At 71.9% G+C, this 24940-nt stretch carries 32 protein-coding genes; all 32 read left to right on the plus strand.

Features of this window, described 5'->3' with window-relative positions:
* Positions 1 to 43 precede the first annotated feature (43 nt).
* The 32 genes from ACH4C6_RS07510 to ACH4C6_RS07665 all read left to right on the plus strand — a co-directional run bounded on the left by ACH4C6_RS07510 (position 44) and on the right by ACH4C6_RS07665 (position 24940).
* The gene (locus ACH4C6_RS07510; RefSeq protein ID WP_398107567.1) at positions 44 to 445 is read left to right on the plus strand and encodes a hypothetical protein; all 402 of its coding nucleotides are present in this window, start codon (positions 44 to 46) and stop codon (positions 443 to 445) included.
* A complete protein-coding gene (locus ACH4C6_RS07515; protein ID WP_398107568.1) occupies positions 442 to 696 on the plus strand; it encodes a hypothetical protein in 255 nt (84 codons plus the stop codon). The genes ACH4C6_RS07510 and ACH4C6_RS07515 overlap by 4 nt, the downstream gene beginning before the upstream one ends.
* The gene (locus ACH4C6_RS07520) at positions 668 to 925 is read left to right on the plus strand and encodes a hypothetical protein (protein ID WP_398107569.1); all 258 of its coding nucleotides are present in this window, start codon (positions 668 to 670) and stop codon (positions 923 to 925) included. The genes ACH4C6_RS07515 and ACH4C6_RS07520 overlap by 29 nt, the downstream gene beginning before the upstream one ends.
* A gap of 104 nt (positions 926 to 1029) precedes the next feature.
* Positions 1030 to 2418, plus strand: coding sequence for a helix-turn-helix domain-containing protein (locus tag ACH4C6_RS07525; RefSeq protein WP_398107570.1), 1389 nt, complete (start codon positions 1030 to 1032; stop codon positions 2416 to 2418).
* Positions 2419 to 2434: 16 nt separating this feature from the next.
* On the plus strand, positions 2435 to 2767 hold the full coding sequence (locus tag ACH4C6_RS07530) for a hypothetical protein (RefSeq protein ID WP_398107571.1): 333 nt from the start codon (positions 2435 to 2437) through the stop codon (positions 2765 to 2767).
* Positions 2764 to 3144, plus strand: coding sequence for a hypothetical protein (locus ACH4C6_RS07535; protein ID WP_398107572.1), 381 nt, complete (start codon positions 2764 to 2766; stop codon positions 3142 to 3144). The genes ACH4C6_RS07530 and ACH4C6_RS07535 overlap by 4 nt, the downstream gene beginning before the upstream one ends.
* Positions 3141 to 3413 (plus strand): hypothetical protein, encoded by a 273-nt coding sequence (locus ACH4C6_RS07540; protein WP_398107573.1) that lies wholly within the window; start codon positions 3141 to 3143, stop codon positions 3411 to 3413. Before ACH4C6_RS07535 ends, ACH4C6_RS07540 begins: the two co-directional genes overlap by 4 nt.
* 117 nt (positions 3414 to 3530) lie before the next feature.
* Positions 3531 to 3935: a hypothetical protein gene (locus ACH4C6_RS07545; protein WP_398107574.1), complete on the plus strand. Its 405-nt coding sequence runs from the start codon at positions 3531 to 3533 to the stop codon at positions 3933 to 3935.
* On the plus strand, positions 3928 to 4635 hold the full coding sequence (locus ACH4C6_RS07550) for a hypothetical protein (RefSeq protein ID WP_398107575.1): 708 nt from the start codon (positions 3928 to 3930) through the stop codon (positions 4633 to 4635). The genes ACH4C6_RS07545 and ACH4C6_RS07550 overlap by 8 nt, the downstream gene beginning before the upstream one ends.
* A 237-nt stretch (positions 4636 to 4872) precedes the next feature.
* Complete coding sequence (locus ACH4C6_RS07555; RefSeq protein WP_398107576.1) at positions 4873 to 5112, plus strand: MerR family transcriptional regulator; 240 nt, start codon at positions 4873 to 4875, stop codon at positions 5110 to 5112.
* A 119-nt stretch (positions 5113 to 5231) separates the two neighbouring features.
* The gene (locus ACH4C6_RS07560; RefSeq protein WP_398107577.1) at positions 5232 to 5582 is read left to right on the plus strand and encodes a hypothetical protein; all 351 of its coding nucleotides are present in this window, start codon (positions 5232 to 5234) and stop codon (positions 5580 to 5582) included.
* A gap of 393 nt (positions 5583 to 5975) precedes the next feature.
* Entirely contained in the window at positions 5976 to 6194 is a 219-nt protein-coding gene (locus tag ACH4C6_RS07565) for a hypothetical protein (protein WP_398107578.1), read from the plus strand.
* A 93-nt stretch (positions 6195 to 6287) separates the two neighbouring features.
* Positions 6288 to 6488 carry a hypothetical protein gene (locus ACH4C6_RS07570; protein ID WP_398107579.1) on the plus strand — a complete coding sequence of 67 codons (201 nt, stop codon included), beginning with the start codon at positions 6288 to 6290 and terminating at the stop codon, positions 6486 to 6488.
* Between the two features lie 22 nt (positions 6489 to 6510).
* Positions 6511 to 7101 (plus strand): P27 family phage terminase small subunit, encoded by a 591-nt coding sequence (locus tag ACH4C6_RS07575; RefSeq protein ID WP_398107580.1) that lies wholly within the window; start codon positions 6511 to 6513, stop codon positions 7099 to 7101.
* Positions 7073 to 8815 carry a terminase large subunit gene (locus ACH4C6_RS07580; RefSeq protein WP_398107581.1) on the plus strand — a complete coding sequence of 581 codons (1743 nt, stop codon included), beginning with the start codon at positions 7073 to 7075 and terminating at the stop codon, positions 8813 to 8815. The genes ACH4C6_RS07575 and ACH4C6_RS07580 overlap by 29 nt, the downstream gene beginning before the upstream one ends.
* Before the next feature lie 19 nt (positions 8816 to 8834).
* On the plus strand, positions 8835 to 10307 hold the full coding sequence (locus ACH4C6_RS07585; RefSeq protein ID WP_398107582.1) for a phage portal protein: 1473 nt from the start codon (positions 8835 to 8837) through the stop codon (positions 10305 to 10307).
* On the plus strand, positions 10304 to 11278 hold the full coding sequence (locus ACH4C6_RS07590; protein WP_398107583.1) for a hypothetical protein: 975 nt from the start codon (positions 10304 to 10306) through the stop codon (positions 11276 to 11278). Before ACH4C6_RS07585 ends, ACH4C6_RS07590 begins: the two co-directional genes overlap by 4 nt.
* Before the next feature lie 66 nt (positions 11279 to 11344).
* On the plus strand, positions 11345 to 12088 hold the full coding sequence (locus tag ACH4C6_RS07595) for a hypothetical protein (RefSeq protein WP_398107584.1): 744 nt from the start codon (positions 11345 to 11347) through the stop codon (positions 12086 to 12088).
* A 42-nt stretch (positions 12089 to 12130) separates the two neighbouring features.
* Positions 12131 to 13075: a major capsid protein gene (locus tag ACH4C6_RS07600; protein WP_398107585.1), complete on the plus strand. Its 945-nt coding sequence runs from the start codon at positions 12131 to 12133 to the stop codon at positions 13073 to 13075.
* 20 nt (positions 13076 to 13095) lie between these two features.
* Positions 13096 to 13428, plus strand: coding sequence for a hypothetical protein (locus tag ACH4C6_RS07605; protein WP_398107586.1), 333 nt, complete (start codon positions 13096 to 13098; stop codon positions 13426 to 13428).
* 1 nt (position 13429) lies between these two features.
* On the plus strand, positions 13430 to 13990 hold the full coding sequence (locus ACH4C6_RS07610; protein ID WP_398107587.1) for a hypothetical protein: 561 nt from the start codon (positions 13430 to 13432) through the stop codon (positions 13988 to 13990).
* A gap of 4 nt (positions 13991 to 13994) precedes the next feature.
* Positions 13995 to 14336, plus strand: coding sequence for a hypothetical protein (locus ACH4C6_RS07615; protein WP_398107588.1), 342 nt, complete (start codon positions 13995 to 13997; stop codon positions 14334 to 14336).
* Positions 14333 to 14668: a hypothetical protein gene (locus ACH4C6_RS07620; protein WP_398107589.1), complete on the plus strand. Its 336-nt coding sequence runs from the start codon at positions 14333 to 14335 to the stop codon at positions 14666 to 14668. Before ACH4C6_RS07615 ends, ACH4C6_RS07620 begins: the two co-directional genes overlap by 4 nt.
* Positions 14665 to 15069, plus strand: a complete 405-nt coding sequence (locus ACH4C6_RS07625; protein ID WP_398107590.1) for a hypothetical protein — start codon at positions 14665 to 14667, stop codon at positions 15067 to 15069. Before ACH4C6_RS07620 ends, ACH4C6_RS07625 begins: the two co-directional genes overlap by 4 nt.
* Positions 15070 to 15130: 61 nt before the next feature.
* Positions 15131 to 16108: a hypothetical protein gene (locus tag ACH4C6_RS07630; protein ID WP_398107591.1), complete on the plus strand. Its 978-nt coding sequence runs from the start codon at positions 15131 to 15133 to the stop codon at positions 16106 to 16108.
* 107 nt (positions 16109 to 16215) lie between these two features.
* Positions 16216 to 16539 carry a hypothetical protein gene (locus ACH4C6_RS07635; protein WP_398107592.1) on the plus strand — a complete coding sequence of 108 codons (324 nt, stop codon included), beginning with the start codon at positions 16216 to 16218 and terminating at the stop codon, positions 16537 to 16539.
* Positions 16540 to 16652: 113 nt separating this feature from the next.
* Positions 16653 to 16961 carry a hypothetical protein gene (locus ACH4C6_RS07640; RefSeq protein WP_398107593.1) on the plus strand — a complete coding sequence of 103 codons (309 nt, stop codon included), beginning with the start codon at positions 16653 to 16655 and terminating at the stop codon, positions 16959 to 16961.
* Positions 16962 to 16966: 5 nt separating this feature from the next.
* Positions 16967 to 21316, plus strand: a complete 4350-nt coding sequence (locus tag ACH4C6_RS07645) for a phage tail tape measure protein (RefSeq protein WP_398107594.1) — start codon at positions 16967 to 16969, stop codon at positions 21314 to 21316.
* A 10-nt stretch (positions 21317 to 21326) separates the two neighbouring features.
* Positions 21327 to 22220: a hypothetical protein gene (locus ACH4C6_RS07650; protein ID WP_398107595.1), complete on the plus strand. Its 894-nt coding sequence runs from the start codon at positions 21327 to 21329 to the stop codon at positions 22218 to 22220.
* Positions 22220 to 23365 (plus strand): phage tail protein, encoded by a 1146-nt coding sequence (locus ACH4C6_RS07655; RefSeq protein WP_398107596.1) that lies wholly within the window; start codon positions 22220 to 22222, stop codon positions 23363 to 23365. Before ACH4C6_RS07650 ends, ACH4C6_RS07655 begins: the two co-directional genes overlap by 1 nt.
* A 4-nt stretch (positions 23366 to 23369) precedes the next feature.
* On the plus strand, positions 23370 to 24305 hold the full coding sequence (locus tag ACH4C6_RS07660; protein WP_398107597.1) for a hypothetical protein: 936 nt from the start codon (positions 23370 to 23372) through the stop codon (positions 24303 to 24305).
* Positions 24306 to 24316: 11 nt separating this feature from the next.
* Positions 24317 to 24940 carry a hypothetical protein gene (locus tag ACH4C6_RS07665; RefSeq protein WP_398107598.1) on the plus strand — a complete coding sequence of 208 codons (624 nt, stop codon included), beginning with the start codon at positions 24317 to 24319 and terminating at the stop codon, positions 24938 to 24940.

Raw genomic sequence — 24940 nt, forward strand, 5'->3', positions numbered from 1 at the left:
CGGGCCCGGGCCTTCGCACCACCGACACACCTGTGAGGAACCGATGACCGAAGCACCCGTCAGAGCCATACCGTCCCCGGCCGCCATGGCCCCGCGGCCGCGGCCCGCGTTCGACCGCGCCCGGTGGGAAGCGGCCGACATGGCCAGCACCCTCAGGCCGTACGCCCGCCTGGTCGCCCTGGTCCTCGCGCACAGCGCGGGCCCGGCCGGCTACCTGCCGCCCGACGGCCCGCAGAAGGCCCGCCGCGTGGCCGAGCGGGCCCGGCTGAACCTCAACCAGGCCCGGATCTCCATGCACGTGCTGGAGACGGCCGGGTTCCTGCAGCGGCCGGCCGCCGAGACCTGGCACCCCACGGACATCGCCCGCCCGATCACCCTGACCTTCCCCTCACCCGCCGCCCAGGCCGCCGACCCCGGGCCAACGCACCCGGAGGCAGAGAGGTGAGCGGCGAGCAGTTACCGCTGCTGCCCGCCGACCCTCCCCGCTGGGGCGGCCCCGCGGCCGTGACCGCCGACCCGATCGTCACCTCCGGCCGCACCGAGTACACCGTCCGCTGCGACGGCCCCGGCGGCTGCGGCCACCTACACCGCCACACAGGCCCCGGCATCCGCACCGGCCCGTGCGGCGCCACCTACACCGTCCCCGACCACGACGAGGGAGCAGCCGATGCCGAAGAGCAGGCACAAGCGCCGTAGCCAGACCGTGCGCCGCAACAAGGCCGGCGCGCCGATCCTCGCCGGCCACGCCTCGACCTGCGCCTGCGGCGTGTGCAAGGCGATGCGCGGTGAGGTCCCGTTCCCGTACGTCTGCGCGCACTGCGACGAGGTCGTCGTCGAGATCAACGTCACCGACCCGGCACAGCGCCGGATGGCCAAGCAGCGCACCCGGCTGCACGAGACGCACTGCCAGGGGCCGGCTGCCTGATGCTGCTCCTGCCCGCTGCCGCTACCGAGCCTCGCCACGTCTGTGGCGAGGCCGGTGGTGCTGCGCGGGCAGACGAGTACGCCCCAGCCTGGCTGAAGCAGAAGGTGAAGGTCCCCAAGCGCGTGTGGGGCAGCGGCGCCTACTCGCACGGCGCGATCGCCTACTGGGCGCAGGTCGCCGCCCTGGCCCAGCGCGCCGAACGCTGCCGCGCCACCGTGGCCACCCTCGCCGGCTACATGGGCGACGCCAAGCGCACCGCCGAGCGCTACCTGGCCGAGCTGTCGGCCCCGGGCCCCGACGGCGAACCCGAGCTCCACACGATCCGTCACACCGACGCCGCCGGCGACGGCGAGAGCGGCGAGCGCTGGTGCCGCGACGTCCAGCGCGGCGAGCACTTCGCCTACGTGCCCGTCCTCGCGGTCAAGACGCTGCGCCGCCCGCTGTTCGTCCTGTACTGCGCCCTCACCTACGCCACCGCCACCCGCACCCCGGTGACGGCCGCCGAGCTCGCCGAGCTCCTGGGCGTCACCGAACGCTCCGCCCGCCGCCTGGTCGACGAGCTCGAGGCGCTCGGCTGGATCACCGTCCACCGCCGCGCCGGCACCCACGGCCGCCACCTCTACACCGTCCACGACTCACCCCTGCACGCGGTCGACGACGAGCCCGCCCGACCGGACACAGATGGCGGATCGGGTCCGGACACGATCGGCGGATCCCTCGCGTCTAAGGAAGACACTGGATTGACAGACGAGAGCACCACGCAGGCCGGTGGGGCTTTCCGCCGTAGGCGAGGTGACCGTAAGTGGGTCGCGCCGCCTGTGGATAACTCCGTCTCCTCGGTCGCTTCGGTCGCTGCCACCTTCCGCCCTGCCCCCTGCCCGCAGGCCACCACAAACGGCCCTGCACGCCCCGCTGCGCCCCGTACGGGCGTTCGGGAGCCGGTGACCCTCACCGCAGCCGTGTGGGCCGTCCTGGAGCCCGTACGCGACCTCCTGCCCGGCGTGCGGCCGTTCGTCCTGCGCCGCATCGGCCGCGAGGTCACCCGCCAGCTCGACGCCGGCGTCCTGCCCGAGGACCTCACCGACCAGCTGCGCGTCATGCGCGCCTGGACCCCCCACGAGCAACTCACCGACCCCGGCCGCTGGCTCCTCGGCGCAGCCCTCCCAGCACGCCCCGGCCCCTGCGGACTCACCGACTGCAACCGCGGCTTCATGCGCCACACCGGCGCCCCCTGCAAGGCCTGCGCCGACCACCGCCCCACCCCGGCCGCTCACGCGCCCGTACCGCCACCACGACGTCCCGCTCCGCCACCCCGCGCCACCCCACCCCCACCCGGGCCACCGACACCCAGCCGCATCGGACCGCCACCGGCCGCCGGCGGCTGGCGAGCACTCGTCGCCCGCGAACGCCCCCAGGACGCCGCCCGCACCTACCGCAACCGCTGGACCGGAGACCACGCCCACCTCCTGCCACCCGACACCACCACCGCCTGAAAGGACGCCCCCTGCGATGCCCTACCCGATACCGCGCCCGCCCGCCCCCAACGGCCCAGGACACTGCCCCAGATGCCTCGCCGAGGTGCTGTGGTGCATCACCGCCAAGGGCCGCGTGCCGTTCGCCGTCAACCCCCAGCGCGACGACCAGGGCAACCAGGCCGTGCGTCAGGACCACACCGGCCGCTGGCTCACCCGCCAGCTCACCCGCGAACGCCCCACCCCCGAGAACGACGAGCACCTCCACATGCCCCACCTGACGACCTGCACCGCCCCGGCACCCCGCACCCCGCGGCCGCCCGCCGGACGCACCACCCGCGGCGTACGGCCCGTCAGGTGGCAGCGATGAGCACCAACCGCATAATCAACGCCCGCCGCGTCGTCGCTGACGCCCTGTGGAGCTGGTGGATCACCACCGACCCCGTCAAGCCGTTCGACCCCGACGCCCTCGCCGCCCACATCGACCAGCACCTCTACGCCTGCGGCCTCACCATCGCCCCCGACCTCAGGAAGCACCGCATGCCCACCAGACGCGCCATCGCCGGGGCCGCCCTCATAGCCCTGCTCTGCGCCGGCTCCGCCATCGCCTGCGCCGCCCGCGGCGAATGGTGGTGGGCCGCCACCGGGTCCGCCGCCACCGTCTTCATCACCCGTGAGGCCGCCCGCGACTACACCACCCGCCGCCTCACCAACCTCCACACCCGCCAGAAGGGAGCCACCCGATGACTGCCACCCCGCCCCCGCCCTGCATGACCCCCAGCCAGGTCACCGGCGTCGCCGCCATCGGCGGCACCGCCGCCCTGATCGCCCTGGTCCTCATCGCCCTCCTGGCCATCGGCATCTACCGCATCATCACCCGCATCGCCACCTGGTCCGACGCCTACCGAACCCGCCGCGCCCACGCCCGCGAGCAGGCTCGCGAAACGGCCGCCGAACTCGCCATATGCCAGGCCATCTACGCCCTACCCACCACCCGCCACCCAGCCGAAGACTGACCCATCGCCTCGCGCGCGCACACGCGCCTGCGTTCCGCGCGCGCGATCGCAGGCGCGCGAGACACCCACCCCTACCCGCCAGTACACATGACCCACGCCCACCGACCGGAGACCCCCATGGTCAACTTCCAGTTCGTCAACCCCACCGACATGCTCCTCGTCCACCAGACCGGCGTGCAGAACACCCCCGACTCCTTCTGCACCCACGGCCAACCCGCCGTCTACCTGCTCCTGATCGGCTCCCACCGCTCCCAACCCACCAAGACCGAACGCGTCAACGCTCTGGTGCCGCGCTGCGCCCTCGCCGAGGCCATCGGGTCGCTCCAGGCACAGATCCGCCACCAGGAAGGCGAGACGGCCCTGCAGGCCTTCCACGACGAGGTCACCGCCCACACCGAGGAGAAGACAGCCGCGCTCGAGGAGCTCGCCCGCCGGCAACGCGACTGCTGCGAAGCCGGGTTCCGCACCGACGGCGCCGAACACACCTGCGGCCGCAACACCACCGGAGCCGACCGTGAGTAACTGCACCATCTGCCGCCGCACCACCGACACCGGCCTGCACGCCTGCCCACGCCACGCCACCGAGCTGCGCCTGTGGCTAGCCGAACTCCCCGGACAGGCCCGCCTCCTCAGCCAGTTCCTCACCCCCACCAGCGCACCCGCCACGGGGCGCCTCGGCGGCACCGGCCGCGCCACCGCACCCATCCCCGTCGACCTGCGCGTGCTCACCCTCCTCGGCCCCGGCCATCCCGACGCCAACCACCCCGACGACGACGGCACCGTACCCATCCGAGCATTCCTCGGCGGCTGGGCCGGCTACATCGCCTACACCCACCCCGCCGTCACCCGCGACCCCCACGGCACCACCCACATCCACCCCTGCGAACAGGCCTGGCCCCGCGAAGGCGAGACCATCACCGGCTGGTGCACCTGGCTCAACCGCTACCTCCCCTACGCCCTCACCCAGCCCTGGATCGGCGACCTCCACCGCCAGCTCGGCGACCTCAACGCCCGCATCCTCGACCTCACCCACGCCACCCCCCACACCCACGACCGCGCAGCGCCCTGCCCCCAGTGCGGCACCTTCGACCTCGTCGCCATCGACGGCCAGGCCGACATCCTGTGCAAGACCTGCGGCCACCAACTCGACCCACAGGCCTACGAGCAGTACGCCGCGGCGTACCTGCACTCCCACCAGACCGCCACCGACACCGCCGCCTGACACCCCACTGTCAGAGCCCCATGCCACACTGCGTCTCGGCACTCGACTGGTCCCGGTCGACGCTTCACACGGCCCGCCCCTGACCTGAACAGGGGCGGGCCGCCGCGTCTCGTAGTTCACCGCTGGACAAGATCGTGACTTAGCGCAACACTGCTGCCAGCAGAACACGTGTGCCCATCCGGCCCCGGCGCCCATCCCCCCGGCCCCGGGGCCGCGGCATGCACACAGGAGGTGACCATGACCCACCTCACCACCACCGAAGCCGCCCAGCTCGCCACCACCTGGCGCCGCCTCGTCTCCGCCGGCGCAGCCGCCGTCACCCCCACCACGATCCGCTCCTGGGCCCACCGCGGCCACCTCACCCCCCGAGGCCTCGACGAACGCGGACACCCCCTCTACAACCGCAGCGACCTCGCCCGCGCCGAACGCGCCACCCGCGACCGCGCCCTACGCCTCGTCGACACCGACCGCACCTGACCCACAAGCCACCCCGGCGGCAGGGGTGGAGGGGAAAGGCCGCCCCGGGAACGCGCAGACCCGGGGCGGCCACCCTCCAACGCCGCCCCCGGACACCGCCGCACAGGAAGGTCGTACACATGCCGCTGCACACGACCCCGCACAAGGCCCTAGCCCAGCTCCTGCGCAGAGACCAGGACGGCGTAGCCCGCTACCGAGCCGAGCTGAAGTACTTCCACGTACCCCAGCGCGCCATCCTCGGCATGACCAACGCCTACCAGGTCCTGGACGAAGGCTTCACCCTGGTGGACGACCCAGTGCTTCGGCAGGCAGCGGTCTACGGGCCGGAGTTCGTCGACGAGATGCTGGGGATGAGGCAGGCCATGCGGGACGTCTCGCAGAAGCTACTCACCGAGGCAGGCGTACCCCAACCCCTCAGGCCCACCCCTACGCCCCCTCAGGCCCACCCCCATGCCCTCCCGCCCCCGTAAGCCCTGCTCCGTACCCGGATGCCCCGAGACAGTCACGCAGGGCAGATGCGAAAAGCACACACGCCAGGCTGAGCAGATCAGGGGCAGCAGCTCAGAGCGCGGATACGACAGCAGATGGGCAAGGCGCAGAGCCAACTACCTGTACCACCATCCGTGGTGCGTGCTGTGCGGACGCCCAGCCAAGACCGCGGACCACTACCCCGTGAGCCGCAAGGACCTCGTAGCCCGAGGCGAGCCCGACCCCGACGCAGACAAGCACCTCAGGCCGCTCTGCGTGCCTTGTCACTCGTCCGAGACCGCACGCCATCAACCCGGAGGGTGGAACGCCCGGTGATCACTCATCAGCCGACCCCAGAGCAGCTTGAACGACTCGCACAGGCGCGCCTGGCGGCCTTGCACACTGATGCGGCCGTGGCCGAGGCCCGCGCGACGCTCGCTCAGGCCCTCGCCGAGCACTCCCTGGCCTTTGCAGCGCTCCAGGCGGCCATCGACACCGTTCTGTACGGCCCGCTGGACGACGGCGAGACGCTGCCCGACATCACCCACAGCAACGCATCGCTGCCCCCGCTCGTAGCTCAGCCCCCCTCGCCGGCGCCCGCCCCTGGGGGGTGACTCCCCCCAGGGCCCGGAGGCCACCCGCCGGGGAGGGAAAATCCTGCGCCCGCGAATCGCAGGGTTCTGATCACGGGAAGAGAGGCCCCGACCGTGCGACTGACCGTCACACACGGTGACAACCGAGTTGAGATCGTCGTCGACGGCGAGGACGCCGCCACGCTCGAGGCGGCCGAAGGCACCGCCCGCCGGCTGCTCGCCGACGCGCCCCGCTGCCCACCCCCGCAGCCCGGGCCGGCCGAGCCGTTCGGCTTCGGCCTGTCCTCCGACACCGAACGGCTCCCCGAGGAGTAGCCCCTGCAGGAGGGAGACCCCCATGGCCGTACCCGGACGCAAGCCCAAGCCCGCCCTGCAGGTCGTGCGCGAGGGCAACCCCGGCCACCGGCCCGTACGCGAGGGCTCCCGCGTCCCGCCGAGCGAGCTGGCCGAGCCGGACTGGACGGAGTACTTCCCCGAGATCAAGGTAGGGCGCAAGCCGCGCGCCCCGCGCGGCGCCGACGACCTGGAGCTGCAGGAGTACAAGGACGAGGTCGCCGCATGGATGCGGCTGAAGCTGGCGGCCGAGGCCTCCGACGCCGGCCGCGCCGCGGCCGCCCGCGAGTGGGCCACCGTCATCCCCGTCCTGCAGCGCGCGATCGGCCTGGCCGGCGTCGACCGGTCGGTGGCCGTGGACTACTGCGTGTGCGTGGCACGGCTGGAGTGGTGCGAGCGGCGCCTGTCGGTGGAGGGACTGATCACCATGGGGCAGCGCGGCCCGTGCAAGAACCCGTTGACCACAGTCGCGGCGCAGTACCGCACGCAGCTGAAGGCGTACGTGGGTGAGCTCGGCCTGAGTCCCAGCGCGCGCGGACGGATCGCGCCGCCGGAGGGCGGGGACGATGACGACGACGGATCCGTCTTCGACTGAGCGGTACCACCTCACCTTTGAGGACGAGGCCGACGAGCTGCCGGTGCCGCGCGCCGCGCTGCACGCCCTGGGCATGAGCGACGACGAGATCGCCGAGGCCCTCGCGTCCAGGCCGCTGGTCGTCGCCCACCAGGCGCACCTGAAGCCCGGGGCGTGGTTCGACGTGCCGGCCGCGCGGCGGGCGAAGCACGCCATCGAGTCGTTCAAGCACACCAAGGGCCGGTGGGGCGGCACCGCGCTGCTGCTCGCCCCGTGGCAGTTGGTGTGGGTCATCGCGCCGGTCTTCGGGTGGCTGTACGACGACGAGGAGGCCGGCCGGCCGGTCCGCGTCATCCGTACCGCGTGGGTGGAGGTGCCCCGCAAGAACGGCAAGTCGACCATCTCGTCCGGCGCGGCGCTGACGCTGCTGCTGGCCGACCGTGAGATCGGCGCCGAGGTGTACGCGGCGGCCGGCTCCCTCGAGCAGGCCCGCCGGGTGTTCGACGACGCCAAGCGCATGGCCCAGACGTCCCGGGCCGTGCGCGGGCGGGTGGACCCGCGCGCGGCCGCGCTGCTCACCCCCCGCACGGGCGGCGTGCTGCGCGCCCTGTCACGGATCGCTGAGACGGCGCACGGCCTGAACGTGTCCGGCGGCGTCATCGACGAGGTGCACGTCCACAAGTCCCGCGACCTGGTGGACGCCATCGAGACCGGCACCGGCGCCCGCGACCAGCCGCTCATCATCTTCATCACCACCGCCGATGAAGGCGACGAGGGCACCATCTACGACGAGAAGCACACGTACACCGTGCGCGTCGCCGAGCTGGTCGTCGAGGACCCGTTGCACTACGGCGTGATCTGGGCCGCCGAGGAGAACGACGACCCGTTCGCCGAGGAAACGTGGCACAAGGCCAACCCGGGCCTGGGCGTCAGCCCGACGCTGGCGTACCTGCGCAAGGAGGCCGCCAAGGCCAAGGTCACGCCCAGCTACTTCCCGACGTTCTGCCGGCTGCACCTGAACCGGCGGATGCGCTCGAAGGTCCGCTGGATCCCTATGCCGCTGTGGGACGCCAACACCGGAGAGCTCACACCGGCCCGGCGCCAGCGGTTCCAGCCGGCATGGGGAGGCCTGGACCTGTCGGCCGTCTCCGACCTGTCCGCGTGGGTGCTGGTGATCAAGTCCCGCCAGCGCGGCAAAGAGCTGGAGATCATCCCGAGGTTCTGGGTGCCGGAGGAGCGGTGCGACGACCTCGCGCACCAGCTGCAGGTGCCGCTGCGGGAGTGGGCCGAGGCCGGCCTGCTCACGCTGACCGAGGGCGACGCCATCGACTACGCCGCGATCGAGGACCAGATCCTGGCGGACTCGCGTACCTACCGGATCCAGCGCGTGAGCTATGACCGGATGTTCGCCGGAGGCTCGCTGCAGCGGATCGAGGCCAACCCACGCATCGGCGAGGTCCTGCCCGTGTCGCAGACATACCTCGGCATGGGACCCCCGGCCAAGGAGACCGAACGCCTGCTGCGTGAGCGGGCGTTCGTCCACGACGGCCACAAGGTCATGCGCTGGAACGCCAGTTGCGTCGAGGTCATCCGCGACGGCAACGACAACATCCGCCCGGTCAAGCCCAAGCGCGACGAGTCCACATCGCGCATCGACGGCATCGCCGCCCTGGTGCTCGCCGTCGACGGCTACCTGCGCCGCAAGCAGATCCGGGACACCGCAGACAGCGCCTGAGGCGCAGGAAGGGGGCGCAGTGTTCACCGACACGGAGAACCGGCTGGCCGACACGGACAGCCCGGAGACGATGATCCGCAAGCTGCGCGCCCGCCTGAACAAGCGGGACACGAAGGTGCAGGAGTGGAACTCCCTGTACGAGGGAGACCGGCCGCTGCGCTTCGCCAGCCCGGAGTTCTCCGAGCAGGTGGGCGGCCTGTTCGACGACTTCTCCGACAACTGGTGCAAGACCGTGCCGGACACCCTGCGCGAGCGCCTGGCCGTCATCGACTTCGAGGGCGAGGACGGCACCTCCGACAAGGAAGCGATGAAGGCGTGGAAGCGAACCCGCGCGGACGTCGAGGTCGGCCTGGCCCTGCTGGACGCGCTGGTCGTCGCCCGCTCGCACGCCATGGTGTGGAACCCGGGCGGCGAGTCCGACATCACGTTCATCCCCGCCGGGCAGGCCATCGTCGACTACGTGCCCGGCAGCCGCGGCGTGCGCCGTGCAGGCCTGCGCGTCTGGTCGGACGGCAGCCACGAGTTCGCCACCCTGTTCGTGCGCGCGCTCGAGGGCCGGCCTGCCGCCGTCTACCGCCGTCAGCGCACCGTGGGCGGCGGCGAATGGGTCACGCGCACGATCGGGCTGCGCCGCTCCGAGCAGGTCGACATGGCCAACCCCATGGGCGACGAGGTGCCGCTGGTGGAGATCGCCAACCGGGCCCGCCTGCACGGCAAACCGACCTCGGAGATCGCCCAGGTGGCGCCGCTGCAGGACGGCGTGAACACCCTGTGGGCGCACCTGTTCACCGGCGCCGACTTCGCCGCGCTGCCGCAGCGCGTGGTCCTCGGCATGGACCGGCCCACCAAGGACATCATCGACCCCGAGACCGGCGACATCCTCGACGTCGAGGACGTGCCCCTGGGGCAGTACTCCAAAGACCGCCTGCTGTGGCTGTCCAAGGAGAGCGCGAGGATCGCCCAGTTCTCCCCGGCCGACCTCGACGCCTACCTGAAAGTGATCAGCCAGTGCGTGCGGCACATCGCCGCCCAGACCCGCACCCCGCCGCAGTACCTGCTGGGCGAGATGGCGAACATCGCCGCCGACGCGCTGGAGTCCGCCGAGTCCGGGCTGGTCGCCAAGGCCATGGACAAACAGCTCTATTTCGGTGCCGACCTACGCGAGATCGTCCGGCTGGAGGCCCTCGCCGCCGGCGACCGCACCCGCGCGGCCTCCCTCGCCATGGGCCGCACCGTGTGGCGCGACGCGCAGTTCCGATCCGTCGCCCAGTACGCGGACGCCCTGACGAAGTACAAGGCGCTCGGCGTGCCGGACGAGGCGCTGTGGCGGATGATCCCCGGCGTGCGGCCCGAGCAGGTCGAGGAGTGGATCCGGCTGCGCGACGAGCAGGCCGCCGCAGCGGCCGCGGCCGCCGCCACGGCGTTCGGAGCGTTCGGCCCGAAGGAGAGCGACGAGGGCGCCGAGGAGGACCCGGAGGCCGAGGCGGCATGAGCGACGTCGCCGACGCCCGGTACCGGCAGGTGCAGGCCCTCGCCCTGGCCGTCGTCGCCCGCGTGCAGTCCATCTGGTCGGGCCTGTCCGCGGAGAACATCCTGGCCTCCCTGCAGGGCGACCAGGGCGCCGCGATCCTCGACGCCGTGGTGGCCGGGCAACTCACCGCCGCGCAGGGCGCCCAGGCGTTCGTCGGCCAGGCCATGGCCGAGCGGGGCGCGGCCGCGCGGATGGCCGCCGAGGTCGACCCGGGCGCGCTCGTGGGCGTCGCCTCCGACGGGCGGCCGCTGACGAGCCTGCTGTACGTGCCGGCCATCACGACGTACACGACGCTGGCGGCCGGCGCCGACCCGGGCACCGCGCTGCTGGCGGGCATGAACCAGATGGCCCGCATGGTCGCCACCCAGGTCGCCGACACCTCCCGTGCCGCGACCCAGGTGGCGATGGTGACGCACCGCCGGTGCATCGCCTACGTCCGCGTCGTGAAGCTGCCGGCGTGCGGCCGGTGCATCATCCTCGCCGGCCGCCAGTACTCCTACAGCACCGGCTTTCAGCGGCACCCCAAGTGCGACTGCGGCATGGACCCCATCGACATCGAGCGATGGGGCGACGTTCCCAGCCCCGAGCAGCTGGTCGCGCAGATGACGCCGGAGGAGAAGCGGCGCCGACTCGGCGCGGCCGCGGTCGACGCCCTCGACAAGGGCGCGGACCTTGCGCAGGTCGTCAACGCCCGGCGCGGCATGCAGACCATGACCGTCCACGGCCGGAAGGTCCAGGCGACCACCAAGGGCACCACCGTGCGGGGCATCGCCGGCAAGCGGCTCACCATCGACGCCGGAGCCTCGAAGGTGCCCGGCGAGCGGTACCGCATCGCCAAGCGGCCGAGGCTGATGCCGGAGGAAATCTTGCGCCTGGCCGACGACCGCGACCACCAGCTGCGGCTGCTGAAGCTGCACGGCTACATCTACTGACTTCCCGGGCGCGAGGCCCGGGCGCGCGCGGCGCGATGCCGCGCGGAACACCGAAGGAGGAGCGCGATGCTCCGCACACGCAAGAACACCCTGGCCGTCATCGGCGGCGGCTGGTCCCACCCCTACAGCACGGGCCCTTTCGACCCGTACCTGTACGCCGACGGAGGGGCCGGCGCCGGCTCCGGATCCGGAAGCGGTGACGGCGGCGGCGCCGGTGCCGGTGCCGGTGGTGGGGGCGGCTCCGGCTCGGGTTCCGGGGACGGCGGCGGCTCCGGGGACGGTGGCGACGGCGCGCTGGGCGAAGCCGGGAAGAAGGCCCTGCAGACGGAGCGTGATGCCCGTCAGGCGGCCGAGGCCCGGGTGCGCGAGCTCGAGGCGCGACTGTCGCGCAAGCCGAAGCCGGAGGCCGGTAAGGACGGTGAGGGCAAGGGCGGCGACGGCAAGGGCGATCCTGCGCCGGACGTCGAGGCGATCAAGAAGGAGCTGCGCGAGGAGCTCACCGCCGACACCAACGCCCGGCTGATCCGCGCCGAGGTGAAGGCGGCCGCGGCCGGGAAGCTCGCCGACCCGTCCGACGCCCCGAAGTTCATCGACCTCGCCAAGATCAAGATCGGTGAGGACGGCGACCCCGACGCCAAGCAGATCAAGAAGGCGATCGAGGACCTGCTGAAGGACAAGCCCTACCTCGGCGTCGCCGGGCAGGGCTGGGGCGATGTCGGCGGCGGCGGCCACACCACCCCGCCGGCGGACGTCGAGCCCGGGCTGGGGCGCCTGAAGCACGCCTACGCCACCGAGTCCAAGACCAAGTAACCCGGCCCGCGCGACGGGCCTACCTACGAAAGGGGGCCCGTCGTGGCCGTCACCCTTGTCGAGGCAGCCAAGCTGTCCCAGACGAACCTGCAAAGGGGCGTCATCGAGACGTTCGTGCAGGAGTCCGCGATCCTGGACCGCATCCCGTTCCTCAACATCGAGGGCAACGCCTACGCCTACAACGAGGAGGCTACCCTCCCCGGGGTGGCGTTCCGCTCGGTGAACGAGGCGTACACCGAGTCCACCGGCACGGTGAACCAGAAGAGCGAGTCTCTGGTGATCCTCGGTGGCGACGCGGATGTCGACAAGTTCATCGTCCGCACCCGCGGCAACCTCAACGACCAGCGCGCGGTGCAGACCCGCATGAAGGTCAAGGCCGCCAGCTACAAGTTCCAGGACACGTTCTTCAACGGCGATGTGGCCGTGGACCCGAAGAGCTTCGACGGCCTGAAGAAGCGCCTGGTCGGTGCGCAGGTCATCGACGCCGCCACCAACGGGATGGGCCCGGTCGCCGGCGGGCACGACTTCTTCGACCTGCTCGACGCGCTCGTGGCGCAGGTCGACGGCCTGAACGGATCGAACGGCGCGATCTACGCCAACCGCTCCGTGATCGCCAAGATCAAGTCCTCGGCGCGGCGCCTGGGCGGCGTGGAGATGGTCCGCGAGGCCCTCACCCAGAAGATGATCGCCACCTTCAACGGCATCCCGCTGCTGGACCCGGGCCAGACCGCGGCCGGCGCCGACATCCTGCCGCGCACCGAGACGCAGGGATCGAGCTCCGTCGCGTCCTCGATCTACGCGGTCAAGTTCGGCCAGGACGAGGGCGACAAGGCCGTCACCGGCCTGACCAACGGCGGCGTCCAGGCCTACGACCTGGGCGAGCTGCAGGAGAAGCCCGCGTACCGGACGCGCATCGAGTTCTACACCGGCCTCGCTGTTTTCGGCGGCAAGGCCGCAGCCCGACTCCGCGGCGTCCTGGCCGCCTGACCCTGAAGGGAGACGGCCCCATGGCCGCATCCAGCAAGAACACCGGTACGCCGACGGAGACCCGGCTCGACGAGCACCTCGACGCCCCGTCGACCACCGCCCCCGGCGACGGGCCGGCGGACACCACCGACCCAGACGAGCGCGCCAGCTCCGCGACGCCGGACAAGGGCGCGGCCGCGCGGGCCGGGCACGGCACCGTCAACGCCGTCGTGCCGCTGCCCAAGCGCGTGGCGAAGAAGACCGCCGAGTCCAAGCCCCGCACGGAGACGTACACCGCGACCCGCCCGGACGGGACCGAGGTGACCGTCGAGCGGAACATCGAGACGGGCGAGTCGTCCGTCAAGGGGAGCTGAGATGGCGCTGCCTCCGCTGGCTACCCTCACACAGCTCGAGGACTGGCTGCAGGTGCCGCGGGGCAGCGCTCCCGTCAACACGGTGAACCTGGCCCTGGACATCGCCTCGGACATGGTCCGGCGCGAGGCCAAGACCACGTTCACCGTGCGGACGTTGACGGCCTGGCGGCTCATCGAGGACGGCCGGATCCTGCTCGCCGGGCCCGTCCAGTCCGTCGGCGACGTCGCCCTGGACGGCCAGAGCCTGACCGAGGACACCGACTGGCGCCTGGAAGGCGACAGCGTGCAGCTCCTCGCCGCGCACCGGTGGCGTACCTGCAGGCGCGCGCGGGTGACGTGGACGTTCGGCTGGCCGGTCGTGCCGATGGAGGTCGTGGGCCTGGTCCTCGACGTGACCGCGCGGGCGTGCGTGAACCCGAAGAACCTGCGGCAGGAGTCGACCGGGCAGCGGGCGGTGACATTCGCGTCCGAGACGCTGGCCACCTCGCTGGCCGAGGTGGAGAAGGACAAGCTGAAGCGCTACCGGCCCGCGGCAGCGCTCACCTCACGCTTCGGGAGGTGACCCCTTGTTCGGCCAGTCCCCGCTACTGGACCATACAGTCCTGCACATCCCCCGCGAGTACGGGGAGGACGACCGCGGAAACGACGCCTGGGTCGAGGGCACCCCGGTCGAGGTCGCCAACTGCTCGGTGCAGCCGCTCGACTCGGCCGAGTACCTGACCAGCGCGTCCGACCACATCGTCTCCCGCTGGCAGTTCTTCGGCCCGCCCGACATGGACCTGAAGGCCACCGACCTGATCCAGGTGGGCGAGGACAAGTACGAGATCGACGGCAAGCCGGGCAAGGCCAGGTCCGTCAGCCCGTTCCTCGCTCACACCACGGCCGTGCTGAAGGAGTACACGGGATGAGCAGAGTCCGCATCGTGTGGGACAACCGCGGCCTGGAGCAGATCATGCGGCATCCGGAAGTCCGCGCTGCCCTGCACAACAAGGCCGAGGAGATCGCCGCGCGGGCCCGCACCATCGCGGCTGCCGAGATCGACGACGATTTCGCCTCCGAGATCCGCGTCTCGGACGAGACGCGCCCATCGGGCCGGCCGGTCGCCAAGGTCGAGGCCACCCGCGATGATGCGCCGGACCACGAGTGGGGCAGCAGCAACACCCAGCGCCGCCGCGTGCTGGGCCGGGCCGCCGGCGTCACCCCGGAGACCATCTTCCGCGACCGGGCGAACCCCTCGTGAGCTGGCCCGAGCACGACTGGGGCGACATCGAGCAGGCCACCGCCGTGTGGCTGCGCTCGAGGCACACGGGCGTGCGTATCACCAACGAGCTGCCCGCCGACCTGGACAAGAAGCTGCCCCTGGTGCAGGTGCAGGTCACCCCCGGCGGCGGCGAGGAAGGCACCAGCGCGGTGACCCTCATCGATGTCGAGACGTTCGCAGGCACCCGCACAGCGATGTGGGACCTGGCCCGCCGGGTGCACACCAGCATGCTCGCCCTCGCCGGGCAGTACGTCGGCGCGCTGGTCATCGACAGCGTTTCGACCGACAGCCGGCCAGCACCCGTCGATTACGGCAACCCGGCCCTGCGCCGGGCGGTCGCCACCTACCGGCTCACCAGCCGCGCCCAGGCGCCCGCCTGACGCGCAACCAACCATTAGCCCCCACCGCGTGGTGGGGGCTTCGTCATGGAAGGGGGGCGGCATGGTCGCCGCCGACTTCACCGCGATGGCGGAGCTCCGCCAGTCACTCATCCGCAAGGCCCTCAAGTACGCCATCTTCGCGGCCGACATGTCCGCGCCGCCCGTCACCGCACCGTTCGACAGTGCCGGCGTTCTGCAGACGGCGCCCGGCGGGGGCGCCTACCTGCCGGTCGGCTTCACCACCACCGACGGCGTCACCTTCTCCGGCGACCTGTCCAACAGCGACGTGGAGTCCGGGCAGTCCGCCTCCCCGACCCGCTCCGACGTGGAGACCGACACGGCCACCGCGGCGTGGGTCCCTCAGGAGACCAACGCCGCCGCAGTCGCGCTGTACGAGAACCTGCCCCTATCGGGGACCGGTTCGCTGCCGGAGCTCGGCACGGAGACGTGGACCTGGTCGCGGCCGAAGACCCCGCCCACCCGCTACCGGCGGCTGCTGTTCATCGCCCAGGACCTCAACAAGAAGACGGGTAACCCGATCTACATCGTCCGCCACTTCCCCAGCGCGCTGCGCACCGGGCGTGAGGACGAGCAGTGGACCCGCACGTCCGAGATCTCCCGCGGCGTCACCTACCAGGCGTACATCGACGACGACCTCGGCACCGACTCCCTCACCTGGATCGACGGCCCCGGCTGGCGTGACCTGGCCCCGCTGTCCGACGAGGTTCAGCGCGTCACCATCACCGGCGGCCCCACCGGCGGCACCTACACCCTGACGTTCTCCGGGCAGACCACCGCCGGCATCCCCTACAACGCCACCGCGGCCACCGTGCAGTCGGCCCTCGAAGCCCTGTCGAACATCACCGACGGAGACGTCACCTGCACCGGCGGACCCCACCCGGGCACGCCCGTCGACGTCGCCTTCGGCGGCCAGTATGACGGCGAGGACGTTCCGCAGATGACCGCCTCCGCAGCGGGCCTGACCGGCGGCACCAGCCCCGCCGTCACCGTCACCACCACCACGGCCGGCGGCGCGTGACAGCCCCCCGCAAACCGGCACGGCAGACGCGGACCCGGGTGAGCCCTGCGTCTGCCGTGCCTTCACCCGCTCACCCACCGGCCACCCAGAAGCGAGACGAGAGAGCCATGAGCAAGCCCAACAAGAAGCGCTACCGCCTCTCCGAGGTGAAGCAGCAGATGACCGACGCCGTCGGCGGCGCCGAAGTCGAGTTCGAGACCGACGCCGGCGACGTCCTCACCTTCCCTCACCCGCTGTTCACGGACGACGAGTGGGACGAGCGTGTCGACGGGGCGGAGAACGCCCACGACAAGGCCGTGGCCATCCTCGGTGAGGAGCAGTACGAGAAGTACCGCGCCGCCGGCCACAAGGACGGTGACATCGCCCTGCTGATGCTGCGCATCCAGCAGGACATGCAGGACCAGGTGAGGAAGCGCCCTACACGGTCCTAGACGTCCTCGGGCCCCATCCCGAGGCCGTCGAGGCCGACCTCAATCACCACTACGCGCCGCGCCGCCCGATCCGGGAGTACTGGCGCGGCGAGACCACACTGCGCGAGCTACGCGTGCTGGTGGAAGGCCTGCCACCGAACGGGGCCCTGGCCCGCAGGGTGGCAGGCCACCCCTTGCAGTACGCCGACTTCCGCCTGGCCGACCTCGTCGACCAGATCGGCATGCTGCTGACCGACTTCCGCAACGCCAACCGCGGGGAGAAAGACGCCCCGCAGCCCTACCCCGAGAAGGTCTGGCGGCCGGAGAAGCGCAGCGCGAAGAAGAAGCGAGCCAAGAAGGCCGCCCGGCAGGCCGCGGCGGACCGCTCCTGGTACCAGGGCCTGGTCGCCCAGGTGACACCTGAACACGCAGAGAAGGGGTGAGATCCATGCCCCGCGCTGCATCCGTGTGGCTGGACGTCCTGCCGTCCATGGCGGAGTTCCGCCGCGAGCTGCGCCAGCAGCTCGAAGAGCCGGTCCGCGAGTCCGCCACCCGGGCGGGCCAGCAGGGCGGCGAAAGCCTCATGGCGGGCCTGTCCGGGAAGATGAAGGCCGGAGCACTCGCCGCCGGCGCGGCGGCGGGTGTTCTGGTCGCCCAGGGCCTGCAGGAGGCCATGGAGAAGCAGGCCGCCACCGGCAAGCTGAAGGCCCAGCTGGGCCTGTCGCCCAAGGAGGCCAAGACCGCCGGCGCCGCCGCGGGCAAGCTCTACGCGGGCGCCGTGACAGAGTCCATCGACGAGGGCGCAGCAGCGGTCAAGGCCATCATGTCCGCGGGCCTGGCCCCGGAGAAGGCCACCACCAAGCAACTCGCCACCATCGCCACGAACGTCCAGGACGTGGCCACGCTGTTCGAGGTCGACCTGGGCCAGGCCGCCAACGCCGCCGGGCAGATCATGAAGACCGGCCTGGCGAAGAACAGCAAGGAAGCCCTGGACACCATCACCCGCGGCTTCCAGATCATGGGCCCCCGCGCCGATGACCTGATGGACACGTTCAACGAGTACTCCACGATCTTCCGCTCCCTGGGCCTGGACGTGAAGGTCACCACCGGCCTGCTCGCCCAGGGCATGAAGGCCGGCGCGCGCGACACCGACACCGTCGCCGACGCGCTAAAGGAGTTCCAGATCCGCACCACGGACGGCTCCAAGGCCTCCGCGGAAGCGTTCAAGCTGCTCGGGATGAACGCCGAGCAGTCCACGGCCCTGTTCGCCAAGGGCGGCGCCGGAGCGGCCAAGGGACTGCAGAATGTCCTGGACCGGCTGCGCGCGATGAAGGACCCCGTCGACCGCAACGCGGCCGCCGTCGGCCTGTTCGGCACCAAGGCCGAGGACCTCGGCCAAGCCCTCTTCAGCCTCGACCCGTCCAAGGCCGTCGACGGCCTGGGCAAGGTCAGCGGCGCGGCCAACAAGGCCGGCAACGACCTGCGCAACAACGCCGGCGCGCAGTTCGAGCAGTTCAAGCGCAAGGCCCTGATGGCCCTGGGCGAAGCCGTGGGCAAGTACGCCCTGCCGCCCCTGATGCGGTTCGGGGCGTTCCTGAACAACGACGTGGTGCCGCCCGTGAAGGACGTCACCATGTGGCTGGCCGACCGCCTGGCGCCCGTCTTCGCCGGCGCCGCGGACGCGGTGCGCGGCACGATCCGCTGGTTCAAGGAGTGGGGCATCTGGCTGACCCCGCTGGCCATTCTGATCGGCGGCGTCACCCTCGCCCTGTCCGCGCAGGCCCTGGTGACCGGAGCGGTCATCGGCGTGATGTCCGCCTACTCGCTCGCCAGCCGCGGCATCGCCCTTGTCACCCAGGGCTGGGCGGCCGCCCAGGCGCTGCTGAACGCCGTGATGGCCCTCAACCCCTTCGTCCTGGTCGCCATCGCCGTGGTCGCCCTCGGCGCCGCGCTGGTCATCGCCTGGAAGAAGTCCGAGACCTTCCGCGCGATCGTCATGGGCGTCTGGGAGGCCATCAAGACCGGCGCCATGTGGCTCTGGACCAACGGCATCAAGCCCATGGTCGACGGCTTCATGGCCGGGCTGCGCTGGGTCGGAGCGGCCGCGTCGTGGCTGTGGAACACCGTGCTGAAGCCCGTGTTCTCCGCCATCGACACCGGCGCCCGCATCCTCGCCACCATCCTGACGATCGTTGTGTTCGGGCCGATCTACCTTGCGGTCAAGCTGCTCGGCGCGGTCTTCTCCTGGCTCTGGTCCAACGCCATCAAGCCTGTGTTCGGGTGGATCGCCGCCGGAGCGAAGTTCCTCTGGGCCGGGGCACAGGTCGTCTTCGGCCTCTTCATGGCCGGCGTGCGCGCGCTCGGCGCGGTCTTCTCCTGGCTCTGGCGCAACGCCGTGAAGCCCGTCTTCGGGTGGATCACCGCCGGGGCGAAGCTGGTCTGGGCCGGGGCGAAGGTCGTGTTCGGGTGGCTGACGGCCGGGCTCAAGACCGTCGGCGGCTGGTTCAAGTGGCTGTACGACCGCGGCGTGAAGCCCGCGTTCTCCGCGATCCGGTCCGTGATCTCGACCGTCTACACCACCGGGATCAAGCCCGTGTTCGAGCGGCTGAAGGGCGCCACCCGCAGCGTCGCCGCCGCCTTCGACACCGCCCGCGGCGGCATCAAGACCGCCTGGGACAAGGTCAAGGGCATCGCCAAGACGCCGGTGAAGTTCATCATCGACACCGTCTACAACGGCGGCATCGTGCGGGTGTGGAACAAGGTGGCGGACGTCTTCGGCGCCCCCACCCTGGACCCCATCAAGGGCTTCGCCCGGGGCGGCGTGCTGCCGGGGATGTCCTCGTACCGGCAGGGCGATGACCAGCTGGTGCCCATGCGCAAGGGCGAGGGCGTCTACGTGTCCGAGGCGATGCGCGACCCGTATGAGCGGGCCCGGCTGTTCGCGGTGAACCGGGCCGCGATGCGCGGCCAGTCCCTCGCCCAGTACCAGGGCGGCTTCGCCGAGGGCGGCATCTTCGGCTGGGTGAAGAGTGCGGCGTCCAAGGGCGTCGACCTCGCGAAGACGGGCGTGGGCTGGCTGAAGGACGGCGTCAAGGCCTCCGCCGAGGCGGGCCTGAAGAGCGTCGTCGAGCCGCTCATCGACCGCATCGCCGGATCGTCGTCGGTGTACCGGGACATGATCTCCGGCATCCCGCGCCGGATGATGAAGACGATCCTGGGCTACTCCGGCAAGGCCGACAGCAAGCTGGAGGCCGCCGGCATCGGCGGCAAGGGCTTCAAGGGCGCCCTGTCCTGGGCGCGCACCCAGCACGGCAAGCCCTACCAGTGGGGCGGCAACGGCAACCCCTCCTGGGACTGCTCCGGATTCATGTCCGCGATCGAGTCCGTGATCCGCGGGCAGAAGCCGCACCGCCGGTGGGCCACCGGCGCCTTCTCCGGCGCCACGGCCCCGCCCGGCTGGGTGCTGAACAAGCGCTCCCCGTTCATGATCGGCATCACGAACAGCGGCGTGGGCCACACCGCGGGCACCATCAACGGCGTCAACGTGGAGAGCAGGGGCGGGGACGGCGTGATCGTCGGCCCGCGCGCCCGCTCCTACCGCGACTCGCTGTTCACCCACCGGTACGGTCTCGCGGCCAAGGGCTACGCCGACGGCGGCAAGCCCCGCGCCGGGGAGATCGCCTGGGTGGGCGAGCAGGGCCCGGAGCTGGTGCGCTTCCGGGGCGGCGAGCAGGTGTTCAACCACGCCGACTCGCTGCGGATGTGGGAGGGCATCGGCGCCCGCGGCTTCGCCAAGGGCACCGCCGCCACCCGGGCCAAGGCCCGCAAGGACATCCCCGGGGACCTGCGCAACTTCAGCAAGAGCCTGACCGGTTCGGCGGCCGACATCTCCAAGGCGTCCAAGGAGCTGGTGAAGGACCTCTCCGCGGCGGGCGGCGGCAAGTCGCTGCTGTCCTCGGTGAGGAAGGTCTCCGCCAAGCTGCAGGCGATGGCCAAGCAGCGTGACGGCGTCGCCGGCCGGATCGCCGCCGCCAAGACGGCGGCCGCCGACCAGAAGAAGACGGCCGCTGACTACCTGGGGCTGTCCAACCTGGCGGAGGCCACCAGCATCAGCGATGTCCTGGGCGGCATGCAGGCGCGCCAGAACACGCTGGCCGGCTTCCAGAAGACGATCGCCGGCCTGTCCAAGAAGGGCCTGTCCCAGGACCTGATCAGCCAGCTGGTGGCCATGGGCCCGGACAGCCAGTTGGCCGGGATCCTGGGCGGGGCCAACTCGGGGCAGATCAAGCAGCTGAACGCCATGGCGAAGAGCGGCGCGAAGCTGTCGACGTCCTACGGCCGGACGATGGCGGACGCGATGTTCGACGCCGGTGGCTCGGCCGCGAAGGGCTTCCTGACTGGGCTGATGAATCAGGAGAAGGAGATCCAGGCGGCCATGGCCAAGCTGGGCGCCGGTGCCGTGAGAGCGATCCGCTCCAAGAAGGGCATCGACGCGCACTCTCCCTCGAGGAAGGGCGAGCGGGCCGGTGCCGACCTCGGGGCGGGCCTGGTGGCCGGCATGGCCGCCGCCGGTCCGGCCATCGAGTCCGCGGCCGCCCGCATGGGCGCCGCGGCAGCCCCGGCCCGAGTCGTCCCGGCAACCTCCGGCACCGCCCGCCCGACCGCACCCAGCGGCCTGAACGGCACGCGCCTGTACTTCGTCCTGGACGACGGCACGCAGCTGTCCGGCTACGTGTCCGACCGGGTCGACGACGCCCTGACCGACGTGCGCCGCGCCAAGCGGTCCGGCAAGAAGTAGGAGGCCCCGCATGCCGATGATCGTTGACCCGTCGGCGCCGCAGGTCACCCCGCCGCCCACCATCACCAGCCCCGACGGGTGGCTGACCGCGGTGGTGGACGAGCAGTGGGCGGGCGTCTACCTCGCGGTCGACTACCGGGACGGGGCCAGCCCCCTGACCGGCGTCACCCAGGTCCGCAAGGCGCAGATCACTCGGCAGGACCCCGGCGCGGCCGCACCGGTCGCGGTCCGCTCCGGGGACCTGGCGTGGGCCATCGAGGGCGTCGGCCAGGCCTACGACCACGAGGCGCCGCTGGGCGTCGGCGTGGTCTACAGCGCCCGCCCGCAATATGCCGACGGCACCTGGGGGCCAACGTCGTCCGTGGGCCTGGTCGTGCCGGCCCCAGCCCCGGCGGCAACCAAGGACCTGTGGCTGAAGTCCCTCGACACCCCGGGCATGTCCATGCGGGTGATGCTCGGCCCCGCGCAAGGCACCACCAGCACCGCCCGGCAGGAGACAGCGGCCCGCTCCGGCACGCCCTACACCGCGGTCGCCTACGACACGGCATCCGCCCCGGCGGAGACCGTGACGGTCGACGTCCTGGCCGAACAGATCGAGCAGTTCCGGAAGCTGATCCGCTCCGGAGTGCTACTGGCGCAGGTGCGGCCCGGCTACCAGAAGCCGGACCGCTTCTTCGTTCCGGCAGACGTCACGGAGCAGCCCACCGGCAAGCTCGGGTCGACGGGCGGCTACGCCGTCACCTTCGACATCGTGCCCATCGAGCGGCCTGACACAGCCAGCCAGCCGATGCTGGCCCCCGGCTGGTCCTACGACGCCATGGCCGCCCAGTTCGCCACCTACGAGGCCGTGGCCGCCTCGTACCCGTCGTACCTTGCGCTGGCCACGAACGGCGCGGTGACTTGATGCTGCCCATCTCCGCGGCCGCGCTGGCCGCGCTCGCCCACTGCCGGCGGCCGGTGCGCGCCGAGTGGTCCAACGACGGCGGGCAGACCTGGACACCCGCCCGGTTCGGCTCCGGGGGCGTCACCCCGGACCGCACCGCGGAGTGCCGCTACTCGGCCTCGGTGGAGCTGTTGGACGCGCCCCGGGGCCGGCACGGCATCAACTCCATCACCACCGAGGTCCGCCTGTTCCAGGGCCTGGGGGTGCCGCGCCGGGATGTGGAGTGGATCCCGGCCGGCCGCTACGTCATCGACCGCCTGGCCCGTACCCGGCTCGGCGTCTCCCTGGACCTGCTCGGCCGCGAGGAGATCATCCGGGGCGCCGATCTGCCCACCGCGCGCACGGTCGGCCCGGACAGCGCGCAGGCGTGCGCCGAGCGGCTGATCGGCGAGGCACTGCCCGGCGCCCCGATCGCCTGGCGCGAGGGCGTCAACGCGGCCACCCGGCTGCCGGCGTTCGTCGTGGACGAGGACCGGTGGGCGGCCCTGTCCGGCGGCACGGACAACTCCGGCACGTCCACCGGCATCGCCACCGCGCTCGGCGCCGAGGTCTACGCCGACGCCTCGGGCACGCCCACCTTCGCGCCGGTGCCGACCCTCGACCAGCCGGTGGTGTGGCGCATCCCGCGCACCCTGGCCACCGCCGAGCCCTCGGTCGAGGAGAGCGCGGAGAACGTCCGCAACCTCTGGGTGGTCACCGGCGACGCCGGCGACGGCCGCGCGGTCGTCGGCCCGGCCTACGCCTGGGACGACGACCCCGACTCGCTCACCTACGCCGGGCCCGACCCGGTCAGGGACCCGCTGGCGCCGCAGCGTCTGGGCCTGCCTGGCGTGCGGGTGCGCACCGGCCGCTACACCTCCCCGCTGGTCACCAGCAAGGCGCAGGGCACCGTCGTGGCCCGGGCGCAGCTCGCCGACTCCCTCGGCGTGCAGACCTCCCTGTCGTTCACCTTGGTGTGCAATCCGGCGTTGGAGCCGGGCGACGTCGTCGAGGTCGAGGTCGAGGACGGCGTGTGGGAGCGGCACCTGCTCGACTCCGCGCCCTACACGCTCGGCGGTATCGCCATGACCTGCCAGACCCGCACCAGCACCCGGAAGGAGACGTGACCCCGTGGGCATCCGCGACGACCTCGGCAAGGACCTCGACACCCTGGACAAGGCGGCCGGCGGCGGCCTGCAGACCGTCTCCGCCACCGTCACCGACGTGACCGACGAGGGCACCGTCCACCTGGTGATGGGCGGCGCCGAGTTCTACGACGTGCAGTGCACCGACGCCTACCGCAACCGCAAGGCCGGGGACACCGTCGCCGTGCGCCGCGGAACGGTGCCGGTGGTGCTGTGGCGGCTCGGCGACGACCCGGCCGACGCGGACACCGCCCGCACCATCGAGGTCGCCCAGGACGCCGCCCAGGACCTCATCGCCATCTCCGCCTACACCTGGGGCACCGGCGCCCCGCCCGGCACCGGCTGGCAGTCCGTCACGCAGCTGTTCACGAAGAAGGACGCCGCGGGCAAGGGCGTGCTGTACGCGCAGCTGGCCTCCGCCACCGACACCTCACCGGACGCCCCGGCCACCCGGGCCCCGAAGTCGGCGACCATCTCGCCCACCGACTCGGGGACGTGGCGGCGCGGCCGCCCCGACGACTACGCCGACAGCCCCACCCAGGGTGACTGGACCGGGCGGGGCGACCGGCGCGGCGCCTGGTTCTACGGCACGAAGATCGCCGACGCCTGCGCGGGCAAGACCGTGGCGAAGATGACCGTGGCGTTCACCCGCAGGCGCGGCGCCGGCATCAACGGCAAGGTGCGCATGCGCCTGTACCTGCACAACTACACCTCCGCGCCGGGCGGCCAGCTGAACCTGGGCGACGGGCCCGAGGAGCTGCTGTCCCTGGCCGTCGGCGCGAAGGGCACCGCCACGCTGCCACCTGCGTGGCGCTCGGCCCTGGCCTCCGGCAGCGCCCGCGGCCTGGCCATCTCCGGCCACGGCCAGAGCCAGTACGCCGCGTTCACCGGCGGGCGCATCACCATCACGTTCTCGACCTGAAGGAGGGGCCTGTGGCCACCCTCGGATATGCCGAACTGCCCGTCCCGGGCGGCGGCCAAGCCCCCGCAGTGCCCGCCGACTTCGCCGAGCTCGCCCAGGCCGTCGACCCGCACCTGGTGCAGTTCGTCGCCAACAAGGCCGAGCGCGACACGAAGTACGCCACCGCGCCCGTGCACACCATCGTCTCGGCCGCCGACGGCACCGTGTGGAAGAAGACCTCCAGCAGCAGCAACACCTGGGTGACCTGGTGGGAGCCGCAGCCCGTATGGGACCGCACCCTCACCCTGAAACCGGCGTTCCAGACCGGCGACGTCTCGATCGGGCTGATGCTGCTGGACGGCGGCCGCCGCGTCGAACTCAAGGGCCGCATCGAGCGGATCGACGGCACGAACATCACCGACCCCAACGCCGTCAACCTCGGCGCCGTCCCCAGCGACTGCATCCCGCCCGCCCTGCGCACCTGGCCGGGCACCTGCTCGATGGCCGGCGACACCACCGACGGCGCCGGCCGCCTCGAAGTGCTCGGCGACAACTCCTCCAGCGCCTACGGCGTCGCCGGGGACCTGCTGTGGTGGTACCAGGGCACCGGCGGCACCCCCTGGGTGGACATCTCCGGCTACTACTGGCGCATCTGA

Origin of the sequence: Streptomyces sp. NPDC017943 (assembly GCF_044328425.1) — a bacterium.
Taxonomy (GTDB): Bacteria; Actinomycetota; Actinomycetes; order Streptomycetales; family Streptomycetaceae; genus Streptomyces; species Streptomyces djakartensis_A.